Raw genomic sequence first — 19,098 nt, forward strand, 5'->3', positions numbered from 1 at the left:
TATCCACCAGAGGAAACGCTGCTGGCTGACTACAAACAAATGTATGAAGAAACCTGGGGATTTTTACCTGAAGGCGAAAAGGTCAATCAAGAGCTGGTTGTTCTGGAACAGACCGCTGCTGATGAGAATGTCATTGTGCAACAGATTGCACGTGTAGGAGAACCTCAACCGATTGAAGGACTTGATGAAAGTTACATGAAGAGCACTTACGAAGTTGAAATGACAAGCAATACTGCGGGCAACATGCAGAGGCTTGTCGAGAAACTCGAGGGATTGGACCGCATCTGGAATATCTATTCTTTTGGGTTCGAAAAGCTTGCCGAGGAGTCTTTCAGCGGTACATTCACTTTTGAATTATTCTATTATGTGGCTGGTTCCGAAGAGTCGCAGTAATATGAAACGATCTGCACCATCACTTAAGTTTGTGATGGTGCAGATTTTTTGTGTGAGACAGCATGCATGTCTGGCCGGGGGCACCCGGCGGGTGAGGTTAGCCGACCTCCGGCGAAGCCGTGCGTCCCCGGAGGTAGCCTTGGGAAGTGACGCACCAGCTCCGATGAGGGAAGCTTCCCCGGAGTACAGCCGCGCAAATCGGCGCCAGCTCCGGCGAAGCCGTCGCTCCCCGGAGGAGTGAGCGCAAGAGCGCAAGTGTGCAAAAATGTTCGGCCGTCGCACTTCAACGCGCACCAACTTTCTGATATACTGGAAGGAACATTCATTCGGAAATGAAAGGAGGCGATGCCCGTGAAAAAGGAGCGACGGTATTTCGATTTGCTGCCGGTAATTGCTTGGATGATCGTCATCTTCATCCTGTCCGCCCAACCGGCGGACCAGTCCATCGTCCTGAGCCGAAGCGTGACGCGCTTCTTCGCGGACGTGCTCAATCAGCTTTCCGCATTCATTGAGTATTTCACGCGTGCGCAGGGTACGGTCGTGTTTTTGGTCGGCATCTTGATGCTTATCTACCTGTTGGAAACGCAGGCGGAGGAACCGAAGCTTTTTGGCATCAAAAAACGTTGGATCATCGGAGGAACCGCAATTTTTTTGGTGCTGGCGGTCAGTCTGTTTCTGTTCGTCGATTTCGTGCAGAATACCAGTTTTGTCTACGCAGGCCGATTGATGCGAAAATTCGCCCACTTCATCGCTTATCTGATTCTCGGTTTTCTGGTTTCACATGCGATGAAGAACGAAGCTACCGCCGTGTCCGTCTGGAAACGGAGAGGCATCAGCTTGCTGCTTTGTGTGGCGTACGCCATCAGTGATGAGTTCCATCAAATATTTGTGCCCGGCCGCGGCCCGCTGCTGAAGGATATCCTCATCGACGGTTCGGGCGCAGCCCTAGGCATCATGCTTTACTATGGTATTAGGAAGTTGTGGTTGCGCTGGAAAAATAAATAGCCGAAAAACACTATGAAATCAGTGTTTTTCGGCTATTTATCATTTATAGGGACTCCGGTGATAAAGTCATATGGTCCTTTAATTGTGATACAGAAAAAATCATTCGGCTGATCCAAGCGCTTGTTGATGTTATTGGAAGCGCTTTTTTGATATAATGCAAAGTGTAGGACATACGGTAGGATTGCACGGCGACTGCCTTTGCGCACATTCTTTGAAATTGCGGTCGTCTCCTGAAGGAGGGATTGGAGTGAAAAAAACGGTATTGCTGTTGCTGCCCGTCATAGTGATGAGCCTTCTGTATAGCAAATTACCGGATATGGTGCAAATTCTGCGCACAAACAGCGCGATAGATGAAATGATCAATGCTGTTGCGCCATCGGAAGCACAAGTGGGCCAGGCAGCGGATGTCCAAGCCGCACAAGGCGAAATCAGCGTGGAGGCGTTCCCGAAACGAAAGACGGATAAGGATGACACCGAGCGGATTCAACGGGCGGTCGATTACTGCATAGAGAACAACAAAGATTTGCTTTTCCCTAGCGGCGGTTCCTATACGGTGCGGCAAGTGGATATCGAGGCTGGGCTCAGGATCGTCGGCTACGGTGCCAGTGTCACTTTGGCCGATGACCAACCGAAAGCGACTCGGATGTTCACGACCCAGAACCGGAAGTGGGAATCGTCAGAGGATTCCGATTATCTGATCATTGAGGGACTGACGCTTGACGGCAACTGCTGGAACCAGGGCGAATTCATGAATTATGAGAAAGAGCACCAGTTTGGTATTTTTTTAAGCGGGTCGTTGGAAAAAAAGGGGATGCTGCGAGGCAAGGTGATCAACTGCCGTTTCCAAAACTGGTGTGCGGATGGCGTCCATGTCTATACGAACGCGGATGTAGCGGTCATCGGCTGCTCCTCCATCAATTGCTTCCGGGGGGGCGTTGTCGCCAGCGGCAGCCCTTCGAACGTTCGGATAACCGACTTTGTGGGTGAAAAAGGCACATTCGGAAAGGCGATGGATATCGAAATCGATACCCCCGGAAAAGTGAACCTCACTATCGACGCGATGCAGGCATACTGCGATATCGATATTTCAATGCCTGAAGGATCGGTGGCCACAGTGGATAACCTCACCGTTGTCGGCGGGATAACGAAAGTTTATGGATTCGAGAATGAGATTACGATCAGCGACTCCGACATCGGGCAATTGGATGTGATCAACGCCACAAACTGCACCTTCAACAATACCAAAATAACAGTGACGCCCAGCAGTACGGCAGACGTCACCGGCGCAATGGTGAGTGTAATGGATAGTTTCAATGAGTTGTCGAAAGAGGACTACTATACGGAGTTCAATGACTGCGCCTTCGAACGGTCGGATAAAGACGATCCAATCAAAACGGACAAGGGGTTGATCGCGCTGAAGGGATATTTCGGTAAGATTACGTTGAATGACTGTACTTTTGGCGAAGGCTTCAAGACTGGTTACTATGCTCTCGGTGTGGCGTATTCATCCATCAACAATGTCAGCTTTGATTGTGACACAGCGATCGCCATGAAACCTCTAGTTTGGGCCAGAGTTTATGAAATGGTGCTTGACGGTGTCCAATACGGGGAAAACACCAACGTTCCGTTCCGCTTTTTGGACTATATGGAGGAAAAGCCCTACACAACGGTCGTTCTTAAAAATATGAAATTGGACAGCGAGCAAGCGGGTTATGCAGGCGATCAGGCCATCGGTACGACCAAAATAGAGAGCAGTAGGACAATCTGGGTCGAATCCGATCCGAATGTTGCCGATGTCGCCGGTTTTGTGGGCGATACTGCCGTGTTGAGGACGCCTGTCGACGGGGAACCTTATGAATGGGTGGCGACCACATCCGATCCTGTCGCGGCCGAATGGAAGATTTCGAAAGACTAGCAGCTTGCATTATGCCTGGCCTCTATCCATAAACAAAGACCCACCGTTTCAATGGACTGTCCGACGGCAGATATTCAAGTATCCTAACGAACTGTCCGTATCAGGATGCTGATACAAAGTATAATGGAAAAATGATGCGACATTATATTGATAAGAACTGGTACTACAGTAACTATAATGATTTTGAAGCATATTGGTTTATTTAATTGGATTTGAAGAAGTATATGTAGTAAAATTAATACAGAAAGCGTTTTACTTTTGCCGGATTCTTCATTGATGCAAAAGATAGGTCAACTGAACGGATACAATGCCATTCTGAAAATAGGTCAAGGAACTGGCCTCATGATGAAAAGGAGATGGTTCGAGATGGATCAAAATGAATGTCAATTTCCATGTTTGAGAGATATAGCTGAAGGTAATGTGAAACTGCCGCCTCAGTCACTGAAGAAACGTGTTCAGCTGTCCATCAAGAGAAATTTGAGTCCAACTCAGATAAAAGCCCTCCATAAAAATGCTGCTGTCGCAAAAAAATATCTTTTTAAAACATTGGGCAAAGAAATGCCTGCTCCCAAAGTGGTGCCAGCTTTGACGGGCGTGCGTTTGAAGGCAGGGGACACCGTTCGCGTGCGTACTATGGAAGAAATAAATGCTATGCTCAATGGTTCAAGAAAAACGCGTGGTTGCGCCTTTATGGATGGGATGGAGCGCTATTGCGGTACCACGCAGCGCGTCCTGAAATCGATGGAGCGCTTCGTGGACGAACGTGAACTTAAAGTTAAGAAATGTAACGGCATCATTTTACTTGAGAATGTCATGTGTGAAGGTGTTACCGCTTTTGGTCGTTGCGACCGCTGTTGCTTAATGTTTTGGCGGGAAGAATGGCTTGAAAAGATCGAGTAGCAGGGCACGCAATTATACAGGTCTGCACGACAACTTCCAGCGGTTGCGGAGTGGGCCTTTCTTTTGTTCTGTTTGAAAGTGAAAAGCGCTGCAATATCGATTGGGATTGTTAGGTTTTTCACAATATTTCTCCGCATGATATTTAAATACATTAGTGCATCATCACCGGTTTTATCCATACCCTTTAACACCCCCATTTTTCATCCCTATTTTTAATTTTTCTTCGACGTCCATTCGCTCTGGAGATAATTTTACAAGCCCACCGTTGACCCGCTATTTATTGTAAACAAAACTGAAGCCCTTTAATGGAAGCGGATTCAATAAAATCAAAATGAAGACCAGAACTTCTGAGGACAGCCACTGCGATGATCGGATGATCCCAATCGGTGCCTGTTGATATGTTTAATATACTTAGTTGAGAGAAAGGTGCCGATTCATATGAGACATTCAGAGATTGGTAGTAATTTTTGGCTTGACCCCGAAACCAAGTTTGTTGTTGCGGAACTCAATAATGAGGATTTTGGCTTGCCGGAGGGGGATATGGCTTTTACCTCAACCGGCCGAGGTGCCATCTTGTTGGCCATCGCTCATATGAACCAACAAAGAAAGGTTGCTTTGCTGCCGTCGTTCACTTGCTCTTCCGTAATTTTGCCGTTTGTCGAAAATGGCTACCAGGTGGATTATTACGATATCGAAAAGGATTTGACCATCTCGAAAGAGCGGTTTTTAGAAAAGGTCGAGAAGATGCGGCCATCGGTCATTTTGGTGCAGAATTATTACGGTTTTGATACTTTGACTCCTATGGAAGAGGTATTCGGGGAATTGCACAAGCAAGGCGTCATCATCATCGAGGATGTCACACATAGCTTGTACTCCGGGATACCCAGGCTGACAGCAGCGGATTACTATGTGACCAGCCTGCGTAAATGGTTCGGGATTCCGGAGGGGGGGATGGCGCTCTCACTGAAAGGACCTTTCCAGGACAAGCCGACACACATTGACGGTGAACTGGAGAGAGCCAAACTGGATGCGTTGTACGGGAAATATCGCTATATCATGGAGGGAATTGGCGAAAAGCCGGAAGTGCTGGGTAAATGCCGGGATGCGGAAACGATGCTGGAAAACCAAGGCGGGATACATGCCTTGGGTGATTGCTCAAAAGCGATTTTGGCCAATGTGGCTGTCGCTGCATTGCAAAAACAGCGAAGAGAGAATTACGGCTTTTTGGTACAAAAAGTGAATGCGCTGCAGAGCATAGAGGCTGTCTTTGCGACGATGCCTGATGCTGTCGTGCCGCTGTTCCTGCCGGTATTCACGGTTGCGGAAAGCGACCGTAAACTGCTGCAGGACTTCTTGAGTGCGCGATCTGTCTATGCACCTATTCTCTGGCCAAGTTTTGATGGCGAAAAAGGCTTATCGCTGGAGAACGCCTCCCAAAGCGTCAAATGGATATACAAGCATATTCTTTGCATCCCGGTCGATCAGCGTTATGGCCTGGAAGATATGGCCTACATTGCCGATGTGCTGACCGATTTTGATGGTCGATGATTCCGATTCAGGGAAGGAAGGGTCGAAAATGTACAGAAACGTCATCAAAAGATTGTTGGATATCGTGATTTCCGGTATAGCGCTGCTTGTGCTTGCGCCGTTTTTCCTCATCATATCCTTGGGCATTGTCTTGAGCGCCAAAAGTTCACCATTTTTCTTTCAAAACAGGATCGGAAGGAATGGAGAGACCTTCAAGATCATCAAGTTCCAGACGATGGTCCCTAATGCGGAACATATGGGGGCGGGCGTCCATGTCGAGGGCGAAGAGGATGACCGGATCACCAAAATCGGCCGGATTTTAAGACGCACCAGCATTGATGAATTGCCGCAATTGATGAATGTGTTGCAGGGCTCGATGAGTCTCGTGGGGCCGAGGCCGCCGGTTACATATATTCCTTATGATGGTTACGGGAATTATCCCGAGTGGGCAAAAAAAAGGTTTGATGCAAGGCCGGGGATCACGGGTTGGTCACAAGTGATCAATCGGAATGCCGTGACTTGGGATGAGGCAATCAGATACGACAATGAGTATGTCGACAGACTGTCATTTGCGATGGATTGCAAAATCATTTTCAGAACGATCGAACAAGTCTTCAAACATGATGGCATCTACAACTCCGATACCTGATGCGTTCGTTTTTCGATAAGGGGATGTGTTTATGAGAAGCATCTATATGGATGACCGTTGGGGAATTCTCCAACAGGAAAAAGAAAAGGGCATAGCGATCAGCTATGTTTTTGAAAAAGACGACAGCAAAATCGTTTACCCGTTCGTCAAGCGGTCGGCTGGGACAGTAGCTGGCACCGAATATTTCGATCTGGTCACACCGAGGGGAGAAGCGGGAATCCGCTTCGAAAATTGCCGTACCGAAGATCGTGCGCAAATGGCCACAGCCTTTGATGAAGCGTTCGCAAAGTACTGCGCAGAAGAAAGAATTGTAGCGGAATTTATCCGCTTCAGTCCTTGGCACGACCATTATGCCGGCCTTACGCAAGTGTATGATCTGAATTTCCATGGCAATGTCTACTGCAACGATTTGACCTGCGATTTCTTTATGGAGGAGTATCCTTCCAATGAAAGACAGAAAATAAGGAAGGCCGAAAGGATGGGGATGGAAGTCCAGTTCGGCAATGATGAACCGTTCATCGAGAATTTCCTGAAGCTGTATTGCTACACTGAAGAACGTTTTGATGCCAGCGATTATTATCGATTGGACAAAGCGTTCGTCGGCAAATGCATCGAAATGTTCCCGGATGAAATGCTTTTTGCGCAAGCGAATCTCGACGGGAAAGCCGTTTCGTCCACGCTGTTTTTCCTGGGACCGGACATCGCCCATGGAATCTTCTGCGGAACCGATCAGCAGTACCGGAATACGAATGCGAACAAAGTGACCATGTATCATGCGGCACTCTATGCTTTGGAACAAGGCAAGACACTTTTTGACTGGGGCGGAGCGAAACAAGGGAGTCCAGTGGAAATGTTCAAAAAGCGATGCACCAAGGAATTCCCTTACTATCGCGGTACGAAGATACGCGATGAAGCGATTTACGCGAAGCTGGTCGAACAGGCCGGTGGACCAAGAGAGAATTTTTTCCCTGCTTACAGGAAAGGCTGAAACGGAAAGGGGTGCGGCTGATAATGAACATATTGATATTGAGCTGCGGAACTCGGAATAAGATTGTGCAAGCTTTCAAAAAGGAACTTGGCGTTGAGGGGAAAGTATTCGCGACGGATTGCAGTGATCTGGCGCCGGCATTGTACGATGCGGATGATTATTTCATAGTGCCCAGGGAGGATGCGGAAGGCTACCTGGATGTCATTTTGTCATTGTGCAAGGAAAAAAAAGTGGATGCGGTGCTTTCGCTGATCGATCCGGAATTGAGCCTTTTGGCCGAAAACAGACAACGTTTTTTGGACATCGGCACGCTGCCTATCGTTTCGGGCTATGAGGAAGTCGAAATGTGTTTCGACAAATACAGCATGTTCCAGTTTTTGACGAAAAATGACTTCCGGACGGTGCAAAGCTATATTGATAAGGCGGATTTCCAAGCTGCTGTCGAAACAGGGCAAGTGACATACCCAGTCTTCGTGAAGCCAGTGAAAGGGAGCGCCAGCATCGGTATCAACAAAGTATTCTCTGAAGATGAGCTGGATCTGATGCTGGGCCATCATGAAGGGATGCTGATCCAGGAATTTATGGACGGAGCCGAGTATGGCGCTGATGTCTACATTGACATGATTTCCGGCGAAGTCGTCTCCATCTTCATCAAAGAAAAAATCAAGATGCGTGCGGGGGAGACGGATAAATCTGTCTCTGTAAAGGATGATGAGCTTTTCGGCATGATCAAAAAAATGGCCGAAAAGGCGGGTTTCCGCGGCATCATCGACATCGATATTTTTAAGGTGGCAGGCCAATACTACCTCTCGGAAGTGAACCCGCGTTTCGGCGGGGGCTATCCGCATGCCTATGCTTGCGGCGTCAATGTTCCGAAGATGATCTTCAACAACATTTCAGGCAAGATAAACGAAGCAGCAATCGGTGACTATAAGGAAAATATCTATATGATGAAGTACAACGAAGTGAAGATCATGGACAGAAATTGAAGCCGGCATCATTGCGGAAGATCCGGGAGGGATTTTCATGAAGATTTTGTATGTAACAACTGTATCTGGTACAATCAATGCATTTTTGGTTCCGCATATGCACATGCTGATGGATGCAGGGCATTCGGTGGATATGGCATGCAACGTGAACTATCCGATTAATCAGACTCTGTTGGATCGTGGCTGTCAGGTGTTCCAGTTGGATTTCCAACGTTCGCCGCTCATGAAAGAAAATTACGGCGCCTACCAAGGCCTGAAAAAATTGATAAAGAGCGGAGAATATGATTGGGTGCACACGCATACGCCTGTGGCTTCTGTTTTGGCGCGGTTGGCCTGCAAAGGGATTCCGGGCGTGAAGGTCATCTACACGGTTCACGGGTTCCATTTTTTTGAAGGGGCATCGCTGAAAAATTGGTTGTTTTACTATCCGATAGAGAAGCTCTTGGCCGGCGACACCGATGTGATGATCACCATGAACGGTGAAGATTACTGTCGGGCAAAGGAGAAATTGAGCACCAAAAAGATTGAACTTGTTGATGGCGTCGGGGTGGATCTTGACCGTTTTGCTGTTCAGGAAAGTGAAGAGAAAAAGCGCATGCGCCAGGAATTTGGATTTGACGAAAATGCATTCATTTTGATGTATGCGGCTGCTTTGTGCGATCGGAAACACCAAGATTTGCTGATCGAAACAGCAGGGGAATTGGTCAAGGACATCCCGAATCTTAAACTGCTTCTGTTGGGCAGAGGCCCCAACGAAACACGTTACCGGGAAATGATCCAGCAGCTCCATCTGGAGGAACATGTGGAATTGATGGGTTTCCGATATGATGTCGACAGGATATTGCAGACTGTGGACGTAGCGGTTTCCTCATCCAGACAGGAGGGTTTGCCTGTCAATATCATGGAAGCCATGGCGACAGGGATACCGTTGGTTGTCAGCAACTGCCGGGGCAACCGGGATTTGGTGAAGGACGGAGAGAATGGCTACGTCATCCAGGATGATTCGCCGGAAATGTTCGCCGAAAAGATTCGGCAGCTCTATTCGGATGAATCGTTGCGATTGAGGATGAGTCAGGCCAACTTGACTGAAGTTCAAAAATACGCGACGGGAAACGTGCTGGAGGAAATGAAGGGAATCTATCAAGGGTTGCTTTCTTAGCGGAAGGAGGTGTTCAGTTTGCGGATGCATCAGTATTTGTTCCTTTTGTTTTTGTTGATGAAACCTTTCTATTGGTTCTCTTCTGGAGGACTGCAGATCGCGGACGTATTCTTCATCCTGTCCTTTGGTCTTTATGTCTTTTTCGTAAAGAAAGCGGAAAAAATCAGCATCGATAAAAACGACAAGTGGCTATTCTATTTTGTCGTCTGTATCGTTGCGATCAACCTGTTCTATGGCGTGCTCTACGGGGAAAGCAATTTCATTCAGGCCTCCTTGTACTACGTCTACAATCTGTTGGTTGTCTTGACATTCAGGGCATACGCGGAAGAACAGGGTGCTTTTTTGGTGAATGTGGCTCGGGTCTGTAAGATCAATTTGATCCTGCAGCTGTTTTTCTACATCACCGGAATCGGGAGATATTTTGCGGCTTCTCGCTACATGGGCACATTCAACGATCCGAACCAGATGGCTTTTTTCGTTTATATTTCCTTGATGATGGCTTTCTTGATCAGTCGCATCAAGGGGGGGAAACTCAGTTGGGTGTATCACGTCATCGCAATGGCGCTGATTTTCTTTACTGCTTCCGCTGGGATGCTGATGGGGATGATGCTGTTCTACGGATTGGAAGCGTTACCGAATGTCAAGATGCTCGCCCAACGCCAACACAGCGTGCGGTCCATACTGACTGTGACGGCTTTCTTGGCTGCACTGGTGCTGTTCAGCCCGGAAATAGGTGATTATGCAGCCGACCTATCGGAATCCAGCATCGTCGCACGGGCGGAGGAAAAGTTGAGCAGAATGAACGAAAGTGCGGCCGGTCCGACGAACATCCAGGAGCGGGGCATAGACAGGCTCTATCTCTATCCTGAAAAGCTCCTTTATGGGGCGGGGGAATCGTACCAAGAGCGTTTCGATCAGTCCTATCTGGACGGTGAAGTTCATTCGACGCTTTTGAGCATGTTGTTCTATTACGGTATCTTGCCTACTGCAGCGCTGCTGTATTGGATCTGGAAAAACATAGGTGTGTTGTCGACCATAAACATAGCCATTGTGCTTTCGTTGTTCCTGGAAAGCTTGACCTTGCTGAATCAACGTCAGTCACTATTCTGGATGATTTTCGTGTTGCTGAATGTGTTGCACAAAAAACAGGCTACTGATAAGGAGACAGCGGTGGTGCCGGCAGCCTTGCTTGCCGGACAACCGGAAAATGCCGCAAGAGATATACTGCTCCGGTGATGCGGCTGCAGGATTGCAGCGCAATGGCGGGAGGGGATGGTAGTTTTGGGTGATATGTCAATCAAAAAAGCGGCCGCGATCAATGCAGCCTCCAGATATTCTGCTGTTTTTATGAACATCATTTTTACCGCTATCCTCTCGCGCATTTTAGTGCCGGACGACTATGGAATTGTGGCAGCCGTAATGGTGTTCACTACATTTTTCGAAAGATTATCGGATCTGGGATTCGGGGCGGCTGTCATCCAACAGAAAGACCTCAGCAAAAAGGATATCGATTCCATCTTTACTTTTACCATCTTTCTCGGATTCGTGTTGGCTTTGCTGTTCATGCTGTTGGGGTACCCCATTGCCCGTATTTATAAGAGTGATGTCTATGTCATGATCTGCATCATCCTTTCCTTATCCGTATTTTTCAATACCATCAACATGGTTCCGAAAGCGGTATTGATGAAGGAAAAAAGATTTGCCCTCATCGGCATCCGGGTCATAATCGTTGATGTTGCAGGGTATGGGTTAGCCATTTTTTTGGCACTGCTAGGCTTCAAGTACTACGCGCTCATCTGGCAATCGATCGCTTCCGCATTCATGAAATTCATGTGGAATAAACAGACTTCAAAAGTAAAAATCACCGCCAGAATCAACTTTGCGGCAATCAGAGGGGTGGCGGCGTTCAGCTTATTTCAATTTGCCTCCAATCTGATGAATTATTTCGAACAGAACTTGGATAATCTGTTGATCGGTATTGTTTTAGGAAGCAAACCATTGGCCTTTTACGACATGGCATACAAAATAACGAAATACCCTGTCAACTTTACTGGTGGCATCATAGCGCCGGTTCTGCATCCCATCTTATCCGAGTACCAACACGTGAAAGAGATCATTTACGTCAAGTACATGAAGATCCAGGAACTGATTTCCAAGGTTGCGGCCTTCTGCATCCCGTTCTGTTTTTCTGCAGGCTATGAAATCATTGCCTTGCTCTATGGGGATCAATGGCTGCAGGCGGTCAAACCTTTCCAATATTTATCGACTGCCATTTACCCGATCTTGTTTGTATCCACCAGTAAGGCTATCTTCCAAAGCCTCGGGGACACAAAGACATTGTTTAAAGCCGGGTGCATCAATGCCGTGTTCACGGGTGCCCTCATCATTCTCGGCGTAAGGACCGGGAGCATTGAAACAATCGCGCTGTTAGTGGCAGTAGCGAATTGGGGCAATATGTTCACTACGATAACGATGTTGATGACGAAAGGGTTCCATAAATCACCGATTGGATTCCTGACGCATTTTTCGAAGGACCTGCTGGCTATAGTGATTATGGTGGCCATCCTGGAACTGGTGACGCCTTACGTACCCATCACGAATGTACTCTTGTCGTTTGGCTTCAAGTTGTTTTTGACAATGGCTCTATATGGGGCATATTTATGGGTCACGAAAGGATATGAACCGTTTGTTTCGCTTCTGAGCGGCTTATTAAAAAAGAAGGGGAAGGCTCCGGCAGTGGAAAAGATACACAAAGATGATGACTGAGGATGCACGATGCTGATTAGGAAAGAGGCGGATCTTCGCCTCATGCTTGAGCGGGTTCGTTCAGCTGAAAAAAGAAATCTATTATTGAATGGATGGTGAATGAAATGAAAGCGTTTTCTCGTAGGAGGAAGGCCATCTTGCTCATGTTGGCGGACAGCGCCTGCATTGTGCTTGCGGCATTGTTGGCGTACGGGCTGCTGGAGAACTACATCAGTCAACCGACCGTCTTCTATATCATGATGATCGGAATAACTGCCGGCATTTATCTTGTGGTGGGGGGAAGTCGGCATTTGTTTGCGAACCTCCCCGACTACACCGGCGTCAACGAAATCGTCAGTACCGTCCGGACCCTGAGCATCGCTTTCCTGCTGTCGGCAATCATCTCCACCGGTTTGATCCGTCTGGTGAGCATGCGTTACATTCTGTTGATGTACTTCTTTTCCATGACGTTCATTCCCGGCATCCGGATCATCTGGCGCGGTGTCCACGAATATCATGAGGGGGTTACCCAACAAATGCGCACCGAGGATAAGGGGAAAATCCGGACATTGGTTGTCGGTGCGGGCGAAGGAGGGAGCATTTTCATTTCCAGTCTGATGCGCCGTCCGAATGCAATCAAGATCGTCGGCATTGTCGACCGGGATGAAAGCAAGCAGTGCTCCCGTCTGATGGACATCCCGGTTTTGGGCAAGGAGGAGGACATTCCGGACCTCGTGAATGAACTGCATATCGATCAGGTGACGATCGCCATCCCGTCTTTGAAGGCAAAAGAGATGGAGCGTATTCTCGATATCTGCAACCAGGCTGGGGTGAAAGTAAACCAGATGCCGAAGATAGAGGATGTCATGATGGGCAAACTGTCGGTGAACCGTTTCCGCGACCTCAACGTCTGCGACCTTCTGGGTAGGGATGAAGTAACGCTGGACAACGAACTGATTTATGACAAAATCAAAGGGAAGACGGTCCTTATCAGCGGGGCCGGAGGTTCGATCGGATCGGAAATCTGTCGCCAAGTAGCGCGATTCGAGCCGAAAAGCATCATTCTTTTGGGGCATGGAGAAAACTCGATTTACTTGATCCACAAGGAGTTATCGGGCATTTACGGTAACGCCATCACCATTTTGCCGGTCATAGCGGATGTGCAGGACCGGAAACGGATTTTCCATGTCATGGAAAAATACCGTCCCGATTACGTCTTCCATGCCGCGGCGCATAAACATGTCCCTTTGATGGAGTGGAATCCGCTCGAAGCGGTGAAGAATAACGTCTTCGGCAGCAAGAATATGGCGGAAGCTGCCAAATCAGCTGGGGTTGGGAGCTTCATCATGATTTCGACGGACAAAGCAGTACGCCCGACCAATGTCATGGGTTCGACGAAACGTTTGGCGGAGATGATTGTGACCGCACTGAATGAGCCGGGCCAGACCAATTTTGCGGCCGTCCGCTTCGGCAATGTGCTGGGAAGCCGCGGTAGCGTCATCCCGCTGTTCAAGGATCAAATTGCGAAGGGCGGGCCAGTCACGGTGACCGATTTCCGCATGATCCGCTACTTCATGACCATCCCGGAAGCAAGCCGTCTGGTCATCCAGGCTGGGGTACTGGCCCGTGGAGGGGAGATTTTCATTCTGGATATGGGCGAACCCGTCAAGATACACGATTTGGCCAAAAAGATGATCAAACTTTCAGGCTACACGGAAGAGGAAATCCCAATCATCGAGACGGGTATCCGTCCGGGCGAAAAAATATACGAAGAACTGTTGGCCGACCGGAGCGCGCTTGAACGGAAAGTATATGACAAGATCTTTGTCGGCAAGGCCTCCCGCTACCCGCTGGAGGAAACGGTCGCTTTTGCGGCCAATCTGGAAAATCTGCCTGCGGAAGAAGTCAAGGATACCCTGATCAACTATGCCTGCAGACACCAATAGATGCATTCATTCGATGGGAAAGGGGACCTGGCCATGTTTATTTTGAATTCGCAAAAATACGCCAGCAAAGATAATTATGCCGAAGTGCTGGGTATGCCTTCATCAGGGAAAACAACCTTAGTCGGAAATATGAAAAAAAATAACCCGGGATTAATCGATGTAAACGCAGAACTACCCGAGAGCAAGTTCGGCAGACAAGCCATTAAGCTTTTTTATATGCTGCAGGTGTTTATGCGATCCCCAAAAGCATTTATTAGGGATACAAAAATTATTCTGTCGTCTGGGCAAAAAAATGCAAAGGATCTGTATTCGGTTTTGTCCAATTGGCATTTGAATGTGCGCTTGTATTCTTTGAATAACGATGCGGATTACCCATACATTTGGGATCAAGGACTTTTTCAAGCGGTTTGGTCCATCTATTTTTGCGGCACCAAAGAATTTGATGCAATAAGGTTATTCGAAAACAAGTTGTTGCCCGGTAAGGTTTATTTCGCTGATGCAAGCAATGAAGAGTTGATCAACCGTTCCCGCAACAGGAACAGGCGAATGCGTCTGAACTACTTGAACCATGACGAGCTTGAGAAGGGGAGATATGCATTGGAAAAAACCATCCAGGTAGTTGGAAAAATAGGCTATATAAAAAAACAAGACACGACTTAGTCGATGCGTTAGAAAGCTTTCTGCCTTGCTTGAAAGGAGATGGGTATGTTGAATAAGAACGACCAAAAGATACTGTTGGCTACACCGCACATGTCGGGAATGGAAATGGCATACATCAAAGAGGCATTTGACACTAACTGGATCGCACCGCTGGGACCGAACGTCACCGGTTTTGAACAGGAAATCTGCGCTTATACCGGTGCGAATTATGCGGATGCACTGTCTTCCGGAACGGCCGCCATCCATATGGGCTTGATGTATTTGGGCGTCGGGAAAGGTGACGTTGTCTTCTGCCCGTCCTTGACTTTCTCTGCATCGGCCAATCCGATTATCTATCAGGGCGCCTCACCGGTCTTCATCGATTCGGAGCGCGAATCCTGGAATATGTCCCCGCAGGCGTTGGAGAAGGCTTTTGACAAATATCCTCATCCCAAAGCGATTGTTGTCGTGAATCTGTATGGCCAATCTGCTGATTTCGATCGCATCAAGGCCATCGCGGATGCGCACGGCGTTCCGATTCTTGAGGATGCAGCCGAAAGCTTAGGCGCCACCTACAAAGGCAAGCAGACCGGCACAATCGGCGCTGTCGGCATCTATTCCTTCAATGGTAACAAAATCATCACGACGTCCGGCGGGGGAATGTTGGTGGCGAACGAAAAGTGCGTCATCGACAAGGTGACGTTCTGGGCGACACAGGCGAAAGAAAACGCCCCTTATTACCAGCACAAGGAAATCGGCTATAATTACCGGATGAGCAATGTCGTGGCCGGCATCGGCCGTGGCCAACTGAAGGTGCTCGATCAGCGCATCGCCAAAAAGAAATATATTTTTGAATATTATATGGAAGCTTTCCGTGATTTGGATGAGTTGGAGATGATGCCGATTGCGCCTTACGGTGAGCCAAACTATTGGCTCAGCTGCGCGACGATCAATCCAGAATGCGAGCTGCGTCCGAAGGCTCTGCTCGATTACCTCGCGGCGAAGAACATCGAAGGCAGGGCAATCTGGAAGCCGATGCATCTGCAACCAGTATTTAAAGGTTTACCGTTCTTCAACCACAACCCCGAAGAGCCGAGTGTTTCGGAGGATATCTTTTCGCGTGGCTTCTGCCTGCCGTCGGACACGAAGATGACGGATGCCGATCTGGATCGGATCGTGACGCGTATCAATTGGTTTTTTGGTGCGGCATCATCGCGTTATTGAGCACATTAATTTTTTCTTACATTATATTCTGTGGTATAATGTAACCGTATACAAAATGTGTTCTACATATACCTGATTTTTAGGAGAAAAGGGTTGCAAGCCAAACATGCGGAGGGGAGAACATGAAAGAAGAAGTTTCTTTGAGGGACCTAACAGCATTAATCAAACAGAGATTGGGGATGATCATCAGCATCGGTATCGTGGGCCTGTTGCTTGCGGCAGCTTACACCTTTTTATGGGTGACGCCTTTGTACGAAGCGAGGACGCAACTATTGGTGAATCGTGCGGACGCCGTGGATGGCTTGGTGCTGAATGACATCGATTCGAATGTGCAGATGATCAACACCTACAAGGATATCATCCTGGGCCCCGTCATCCTGGGCAACGTCAAAGATCATCTGGAACTCGATTATACCGAAGAAGAATTGGCTGATATGGTTTTCATCAGTGCCAATGAGGAATCGCAGGTCTTCTCCTTGGCGGTCACTTCCCCCGATCCGGAGGAAGCTGCCTCGATAGCCAATGAAATCGCGGGTACATTTCAGATTAATGTCTTAGAGATCATGAACATCGAAAACGTGAAAATCATCTCCAAGGCGGTAGTGGGCAGGGAACCGGTATCCCCAAACATCCTGAACAATCTCTTGATCGGGTTGGGCGTGGGGCTATTGGTCGGCTTTGGGGCAGCGATGCTGCGCTTTGCGATGGCGAAGACTATCGATGATCAGCAGTATATTATTCAAACAATCGGTTGGCCGAACTTGGGAGTCATTTCCGAACTCAGCAAAGAAGAAAAAACGGCAATCGCGAACATGCAGAAACAAAAAGTGGCTAAAGTTGCTGAAGCTGGATCAACGACAAAGACAAAACGGATTCCTGATGAAGAACCGTCTGTCTTGTTCGAACAAGTACAAGAACAAGTGCATTCTGCTGTCGCAGCAGTGCCGGGGAAAAATGGGGGACCCAAGAAACAAACGAAACAACAGTCTTCTGCACACACAGGCAAGAGCCGCGAACGGCTCGTGACCGTTGCCGACCTGACAAAAGAAAAGATTGACGTCATCCTTCAGAATAGTGAAGTCAGCCAGACAGTGGATGTCGGCAACAAAAGGGGGAAACGATGATGGTGGAGGCAACAAAAAAGAAAAATAAAAAAGCGAAAAAGTCGAGCCGCACACACGGCCTCATCACTTTGGCCATGCCGAACTCCCCCGGCTCGGAACAGTTCCGGACACTCAGAACCAACATCCAATTCTCGATGATCGACAAAAAGCTGAAGTCACTGGCTGTCCTTTCAGCTACATCAGCGGCCGGTAAATCAACCGTGGCCGCTAACCTGGCTGTGACTTTTGCTTTGCAAGGGAACCAGGTTCTGTTGGTGGATTGCGATCTGCGAAGGCCGTCCGTTCACCGCGAATTCGGAATACACAATGACGAAGGGCTGACGAATTTATTGGCCAATCACGTAGGGAAGGGCATCGATGATTATTTTCACACGAGCGAAGTGGAAGGGCTGTCCATTCTTACTGGCGGACCGGTGCCGCCGAATCCGGCAGAATTGCTTTCGAGCAATCGGATGAAGCAATTGGAAAGGGATGTTGCGGAAAGGTTTGATTTGGTGATCTACGATACACCGCCGCTGCTGGGTTTTACTGATGGACAAATCCTGTCCGGTCGGGTCGATGGCGCCGTCTTCGTCGTGCACTTTGGTGAGGATACGAAAGAGGGGGTTCTGAAGGCCGCGGATTCGTTGAAGATGGTCAATGCCAACGTATTGGGCGTCGTCTACAACCGTACTCCAGGCGGCCAAAACGAGCACAGCTATTATTATGGCTACCAGGATGAAGAATGATTTGTGCTTATGTATGCGGTAAAGCAGGGCGATCTCGGATGAGGTCGTCTTTTTTGCGGTGCAAACTTCACTGCCCGTTCGGCTACTTCAGCTCCGGGGAAGGCATCGCTCCTCGGAGTTAACACCCCGGAAAATCCGCTTCTCCGGCGAGGGAACCTTCGCCGGAGGAGAGCCTCGGGACGGTACCGCACCTCCGGCGAAGCCGGCGCTGACCGGAGGTGCCGGTCCCCCGCATACCGCAACTCCGGCGAGGCTTCCGGGTAGGCAAGAATTTCATCACTGAATAAAAAATATTTAGCCATCCCCCTCATTTCATGTATAATGAAAAAGAATAATTTATAGGAAGAGGATAGAATAAATATGATAACTTTAAAATCTGAACGCGAAATTCAAGCTATGGAAGAGTCCGGGGCAATCTTGGCGGGAATCCATGAGGAATTGCGCGGTTTCATCAATCCGGGAGTGACTACGATGGAGATCAATAATTTCGTGCAGTCACGCATCGAAGCTGCTGGCGCCATCTGCGAACAAATCGGTTTTGAGGGCTACGAGTATGCGACTTGCACGAGCGTCAACGACGAGATTTGTCACGGCTTCCCTGGCAAATTTGTACTGAAGAACGGCGATCTGATCAAGGTCGATACAGTCGTGAACTACAAAGGTGCCATGTCCGATTCCTGCTGGAGTTATGTGGTCGGCGAAGCTACACCGGAAGTGAAACGTCTGATGGAAGTGACCGAAAAGGCTTTATACCTGGGGATTGAGCAGGCGATAGTAGGCAACCGTGTCGGCGACATCGGCCATGCGATCCAGACGTATGTAGAAGGCGAAGGTTTCTCTGTCGTACGCGAATTCATCGGCCACGGCATCGGACCGACGATGCATGAAAGTCCGTCCATTCCGCATTACGGCGATGCCGGCAAAGGCCTGCGTTTGAAGGAAGGCATGACGATTACGATCGAGCCGATGGTCAACACGGGAGCTTGGAAGTCAAAAATGGACGATAACGGCTGGACGGCCCGTACGAAAGATGGCGGACTGAGCTGCCAATTCGAGCACACGATTGCCATCACCAAAGAAGGCGCGAAAATATTGACGCAACAAAAATAATGAACACAGGGACAACGGGCATGCTGTATCTTTTTTAGCCTATCTCACATTAACCGG

The 19,098-nt window shown here is 48.5% G+C and carries 17 protein-coding genes; all 17 read left to right on the top strand.

The window, feature by feature from the left end:
• Positions 1-393, top strand: a 393-nt coding sequence (locus tag WBV27_RS12645) for a hypothetical protein (RefSeq protein ID WP_424202483.1), incomplete at its 5' end; no start/stop codon positions are given.
• A gap of 351 nt (positions 394-744) precedes the next feature.
• The gene (locus WBV27_RS12650) at positions 745-1,398 is read left to right on the top strand and encodes a VanZ family protein (RefSeq protein WP_424202484.1); all 654 of its coding nucleotides are present in this window, start codon (positions 745-747) and stop codon (positions 1,396-1,398) included.
• Positions 1,399-1,645: 247 nt separating this feature from the next.
• Entirely contained in the window at positions 1,646-3,313 is a 1,668-nt protein-coding gene (locus WBV27_RS12655; RefSeq protein WP_424202485.1) for a hypothetical protein, read from the top strand.
• Between the two features lie 366 nt (positions 3,314-3,679).
• Positions 3,680-4,213: a hypothetical protein gene (locus WBV27_RS12660; protein WP_424202486.1), complete on the top strand. Its 534-nt coding sequence runs from the start codon at positions 3,680-3,682 to the stop codon at positions 4,211-4,213.
• Positions 4,214-4,753: 540 nt separating this feature from the next.
• Positions 4,754-5,761, top strand: coding sequence for a DegT/DnrJ/EryC1/StrS family aminotransferase (locus tag WBV27_RS12665; RefSeq protein ID WP_424202487.1), 1,008 nt, complete (start codon positions 4,754-4,756; stop codon positions 5,759-5,761).
• Positions 5,762-5,789: 28 nt separating this feature from the next.
• The gene (locus WBV27_RS12670; protein ID WP_424202488.1) at positions 5,790-6,389 is read left to right on the top strand and encodes a sugar transferase; all 600 of its coding nucleotides are present in this window, start codon (positions 5,790-5,792) and stop codon (positions 6,387-6,389) included.
• Positions 6,390-6,420: 31 nt separating this feature from the next.
• The gene (locus tag WBV27_RS12675) at positions 6,421-7,377 is read left to right on the top strand and encodes a peptidoglycan bridge formation glycyltransferase FemA/FemB family protein (protein WP_424202489.1); all 957 of its coding nucleotides are present in this window, start codon (positions 6,421-6,423) and stop codon (positions 7,375-7,377) included.
• A gap of 23 nt (positions 7,378-7,400) precedes the next feature.
• Complete coding sequence (locus WBV27_RS12680) at positions 7,401-8,366, top strand: ATP-grasp domain-containing protein (protein WP_424202490.1); 966 nt, start codon at positions 7,401-7,403, stop codon at positions 8,364-8,366.
• A gap of 37 nt (positions 8,367-8,403) precedes the next feature.
• On the top strand, positions 8,404-9,525 hold the full coding sequence (locus WBV27_RS12685) for a glycosyltransferase family 4 protein (RefSeq protein ID WP_424202491.1): 1,122 nt from the start codon (positions 8,404-8,406) through the stop codon (positions 9,523-9,525).
• Between the two features lie 24 nt (positions 9,526-9,549).
• Positions 9,550-10,761 (top strand): hypothetical protein, encoded by a 1,212-nt coding sequence (locus tag WBV27_RS12690; RefSeq protein ID WP_424202492.1) that lies wholly within the window; start codon positions 9,550-9,552, stop codon positions 10,759-10,761.
• A gap of 54 nt (positions 10,762-10,815) precedes the next feature.
• The gene (locus WBV27_RS12695; RefSeq protein WP_424202508.1) at positions 10,816-12,291 is read left to right on the top strand and encodes a lipopolysaccharide biosynthesis protein; all 1,476 of its coding nucleotides are present in this window, start codon (positions 10,816-10,818) and stop codon (positions 12,289-12,291) included.
• A 143-nt stretch (positions 12,292-12,434) separates the two neighbouring features.
• Complete coding sequence (locus WBV27_RS12700; RefSeq protein WP_424202509.1) at positions 12,435-14,216, top strand: polysaccharide biosynthesis protein; 1,782 nt, start codon at positions 12,435-12,437, stop codon at positions 14,214-14,216.
• A 33-nt stretch (positions 14,217-14,249) separates the two neighbouring features.
• The gene (locus tag WBV27_RS12705; protein ID WP_424202493.1) at positions 14,250-14,876 is read left to right on the top strand and encodes a hypothetical protein; all 627 of its coding nucleotides are present in this window, start codon (positions 14,250-14,252) and stop codon (positions 14,874-14,876) included.
• 45 nt (positions 14,877-14,921) lie between these two features.
• Positions 14,922-16,079, top strand: coding sequence for a DegT/DnrJ/EryC1/StrS family aminotransferase (locus WBV27_RS12710; protein WP_424202494.1), 1,158 nt, complete (start codon positions 14,922-14,924; stop codon positions 16,077-16,079).
• Between the two features lie 122 nt (positions 16,080-16,201).
• Positions 16,202-17,203: a YveK family protein gene (locus tag WBV27_RS12715; protein ID WP_424202495.1), complete on the top strand. Its 1,002-nt coding sequence runs from the start codon at positions 16,202-16,204 to the stop codon at positions 17,201-17,203.
• Positions 17,203-17,931, top strand: coding sequence for a CpsD/CapB family tyrosine-protein kinase (locus WBV27_RS12720; protein ID WP_424202496.1), 729 nt, complete (start codon positions 17,203-17,205; stop codon positions 17,929-17,931). Before WBV27_RS12715 ends, WBV27_RS12720 begins: the two co-directional genes overlap by 1 nt.
• Positions 17,932-18,291: 360 nt before the next feature.
• Positions 18,292-19,041, top strand: a complete 750-nt coding sequence (map, locus tag WBV27_RS12725; protein ID WP_424202497.1) for a type I methionyl aminopeptidase — start codon at positions 18,292-18,294, stop codon at positions 19,039-19,041.
• Positions 19,042-19,098: the final 57 nt, after the last annotated feature.

This window comes from Trichococcus sp., assembly GCF_049589555.1.
Classification (GTDB): domain Bacteria; phylum Bacillota; class Bacilli; order Lactobacillales; family Aerococcaceae; genus Trichococcus.

Excerpts from the sequence above, each read along its gene's own strand:
- WBV27_RS12710 (WP_424202494.1), top strand. The coding sequence starts at position 14,922 with ATGTTGAATAAGAACGACCAAAAGATACTGTTGGCTACACCGCACATG.
- WBV27_RS12670 (WP_424202488.1), top strand. The coding sequence starts at position 5,790 with ATGTACAGAAACGTCATCAAAAGATTGTTGGATATCGTGATTTCCGGT.
- map (WP_424202497.1), top strand. The coding sequence starts at position 18,292 with ATGATAACTTTAAAATCTGAACGCGAAATTCAAGCTATGGAAGAGTCC.
- WBV27_RS12705 (WP_424202493.1), top strand. The coding sequence starts at position 14,250 with ATGTTTATTTTGAATTCGCAAAAATACGCCAGCAAAGATAATTATGCC.
- WBV27_RS12665 (WP_424202487.1), top strand. The coding sequence starts at position 4,754 with ATGGCTTTTACCTCAACCGGCCGAGGTGCCATCTTGTTGGCCATCGCT.
- WBV27_RS12680 (WP_424202490.1), top strand. The coding sequence starts at position 7,401 with ATGAACATATTGATATTGAGCTGCGGAACTCGGAATAAGATTGTGCAA.
- WBV27_RS12660 (WP_424202486.1), top strand. The coding sequence starts at position 3,680 with ATGGATCAAAATGAATGTCAATTTCCATGTTTGAGAGATATAGCTGAA.
- WBV27_RS12720 (WP_424202496.1), top strand. The coding sequence starts at position 17,203 with ATGGTGGAGGCAACAAAAAAGAAAAATAAAAAAGCGAAAAAGTCGAGC.
- WBV27_RS12685 (WP_424202491.1), top strand. The coding sequence starts at position 8,404 with ATGAAGATTTTGTATGTAACAACTGTATCTGGTACAATCAATGCATTT.
- WBV27_RS12715 (WP_424202495.1), top strand. The coding sequence starts at position 16,202 with ATGAAAGAAGAAGTTTCTTTGAGGGACCTAACAGCATTAATCAAACAG.
- WBV27_RS12690 (WP_424202492.1), top strand. The coding sequence starts at position 9,550 with ATGCATCAGTATTTGTTCCTTTTGTTTTTGTTGATGAAACCTTTCTAT.
- WBV27_RS12700 (WP_424202509.1), top strand. The coding sequence starts at position 12,435 with ATGTTGGCGGACAGCGCCTGCATTGTGCTTGCGGCATTGTTGGCGTAC.
- WBV27_RS12695 (WP_424202508.1), top strand. The coding sequence starts at position 10,816 with ATGTCAATCAAAAAAGCGGCCGCGATCAATGCAGCCTCCAGATATTCT.
- WBV27_RS12675 (WP_424202489.1), top strand. The coding sequence starts at position 6,421 with ATGAGAAGCATCTATATGGATGACCGTTGGGGAATTCTCCAACAGGAA.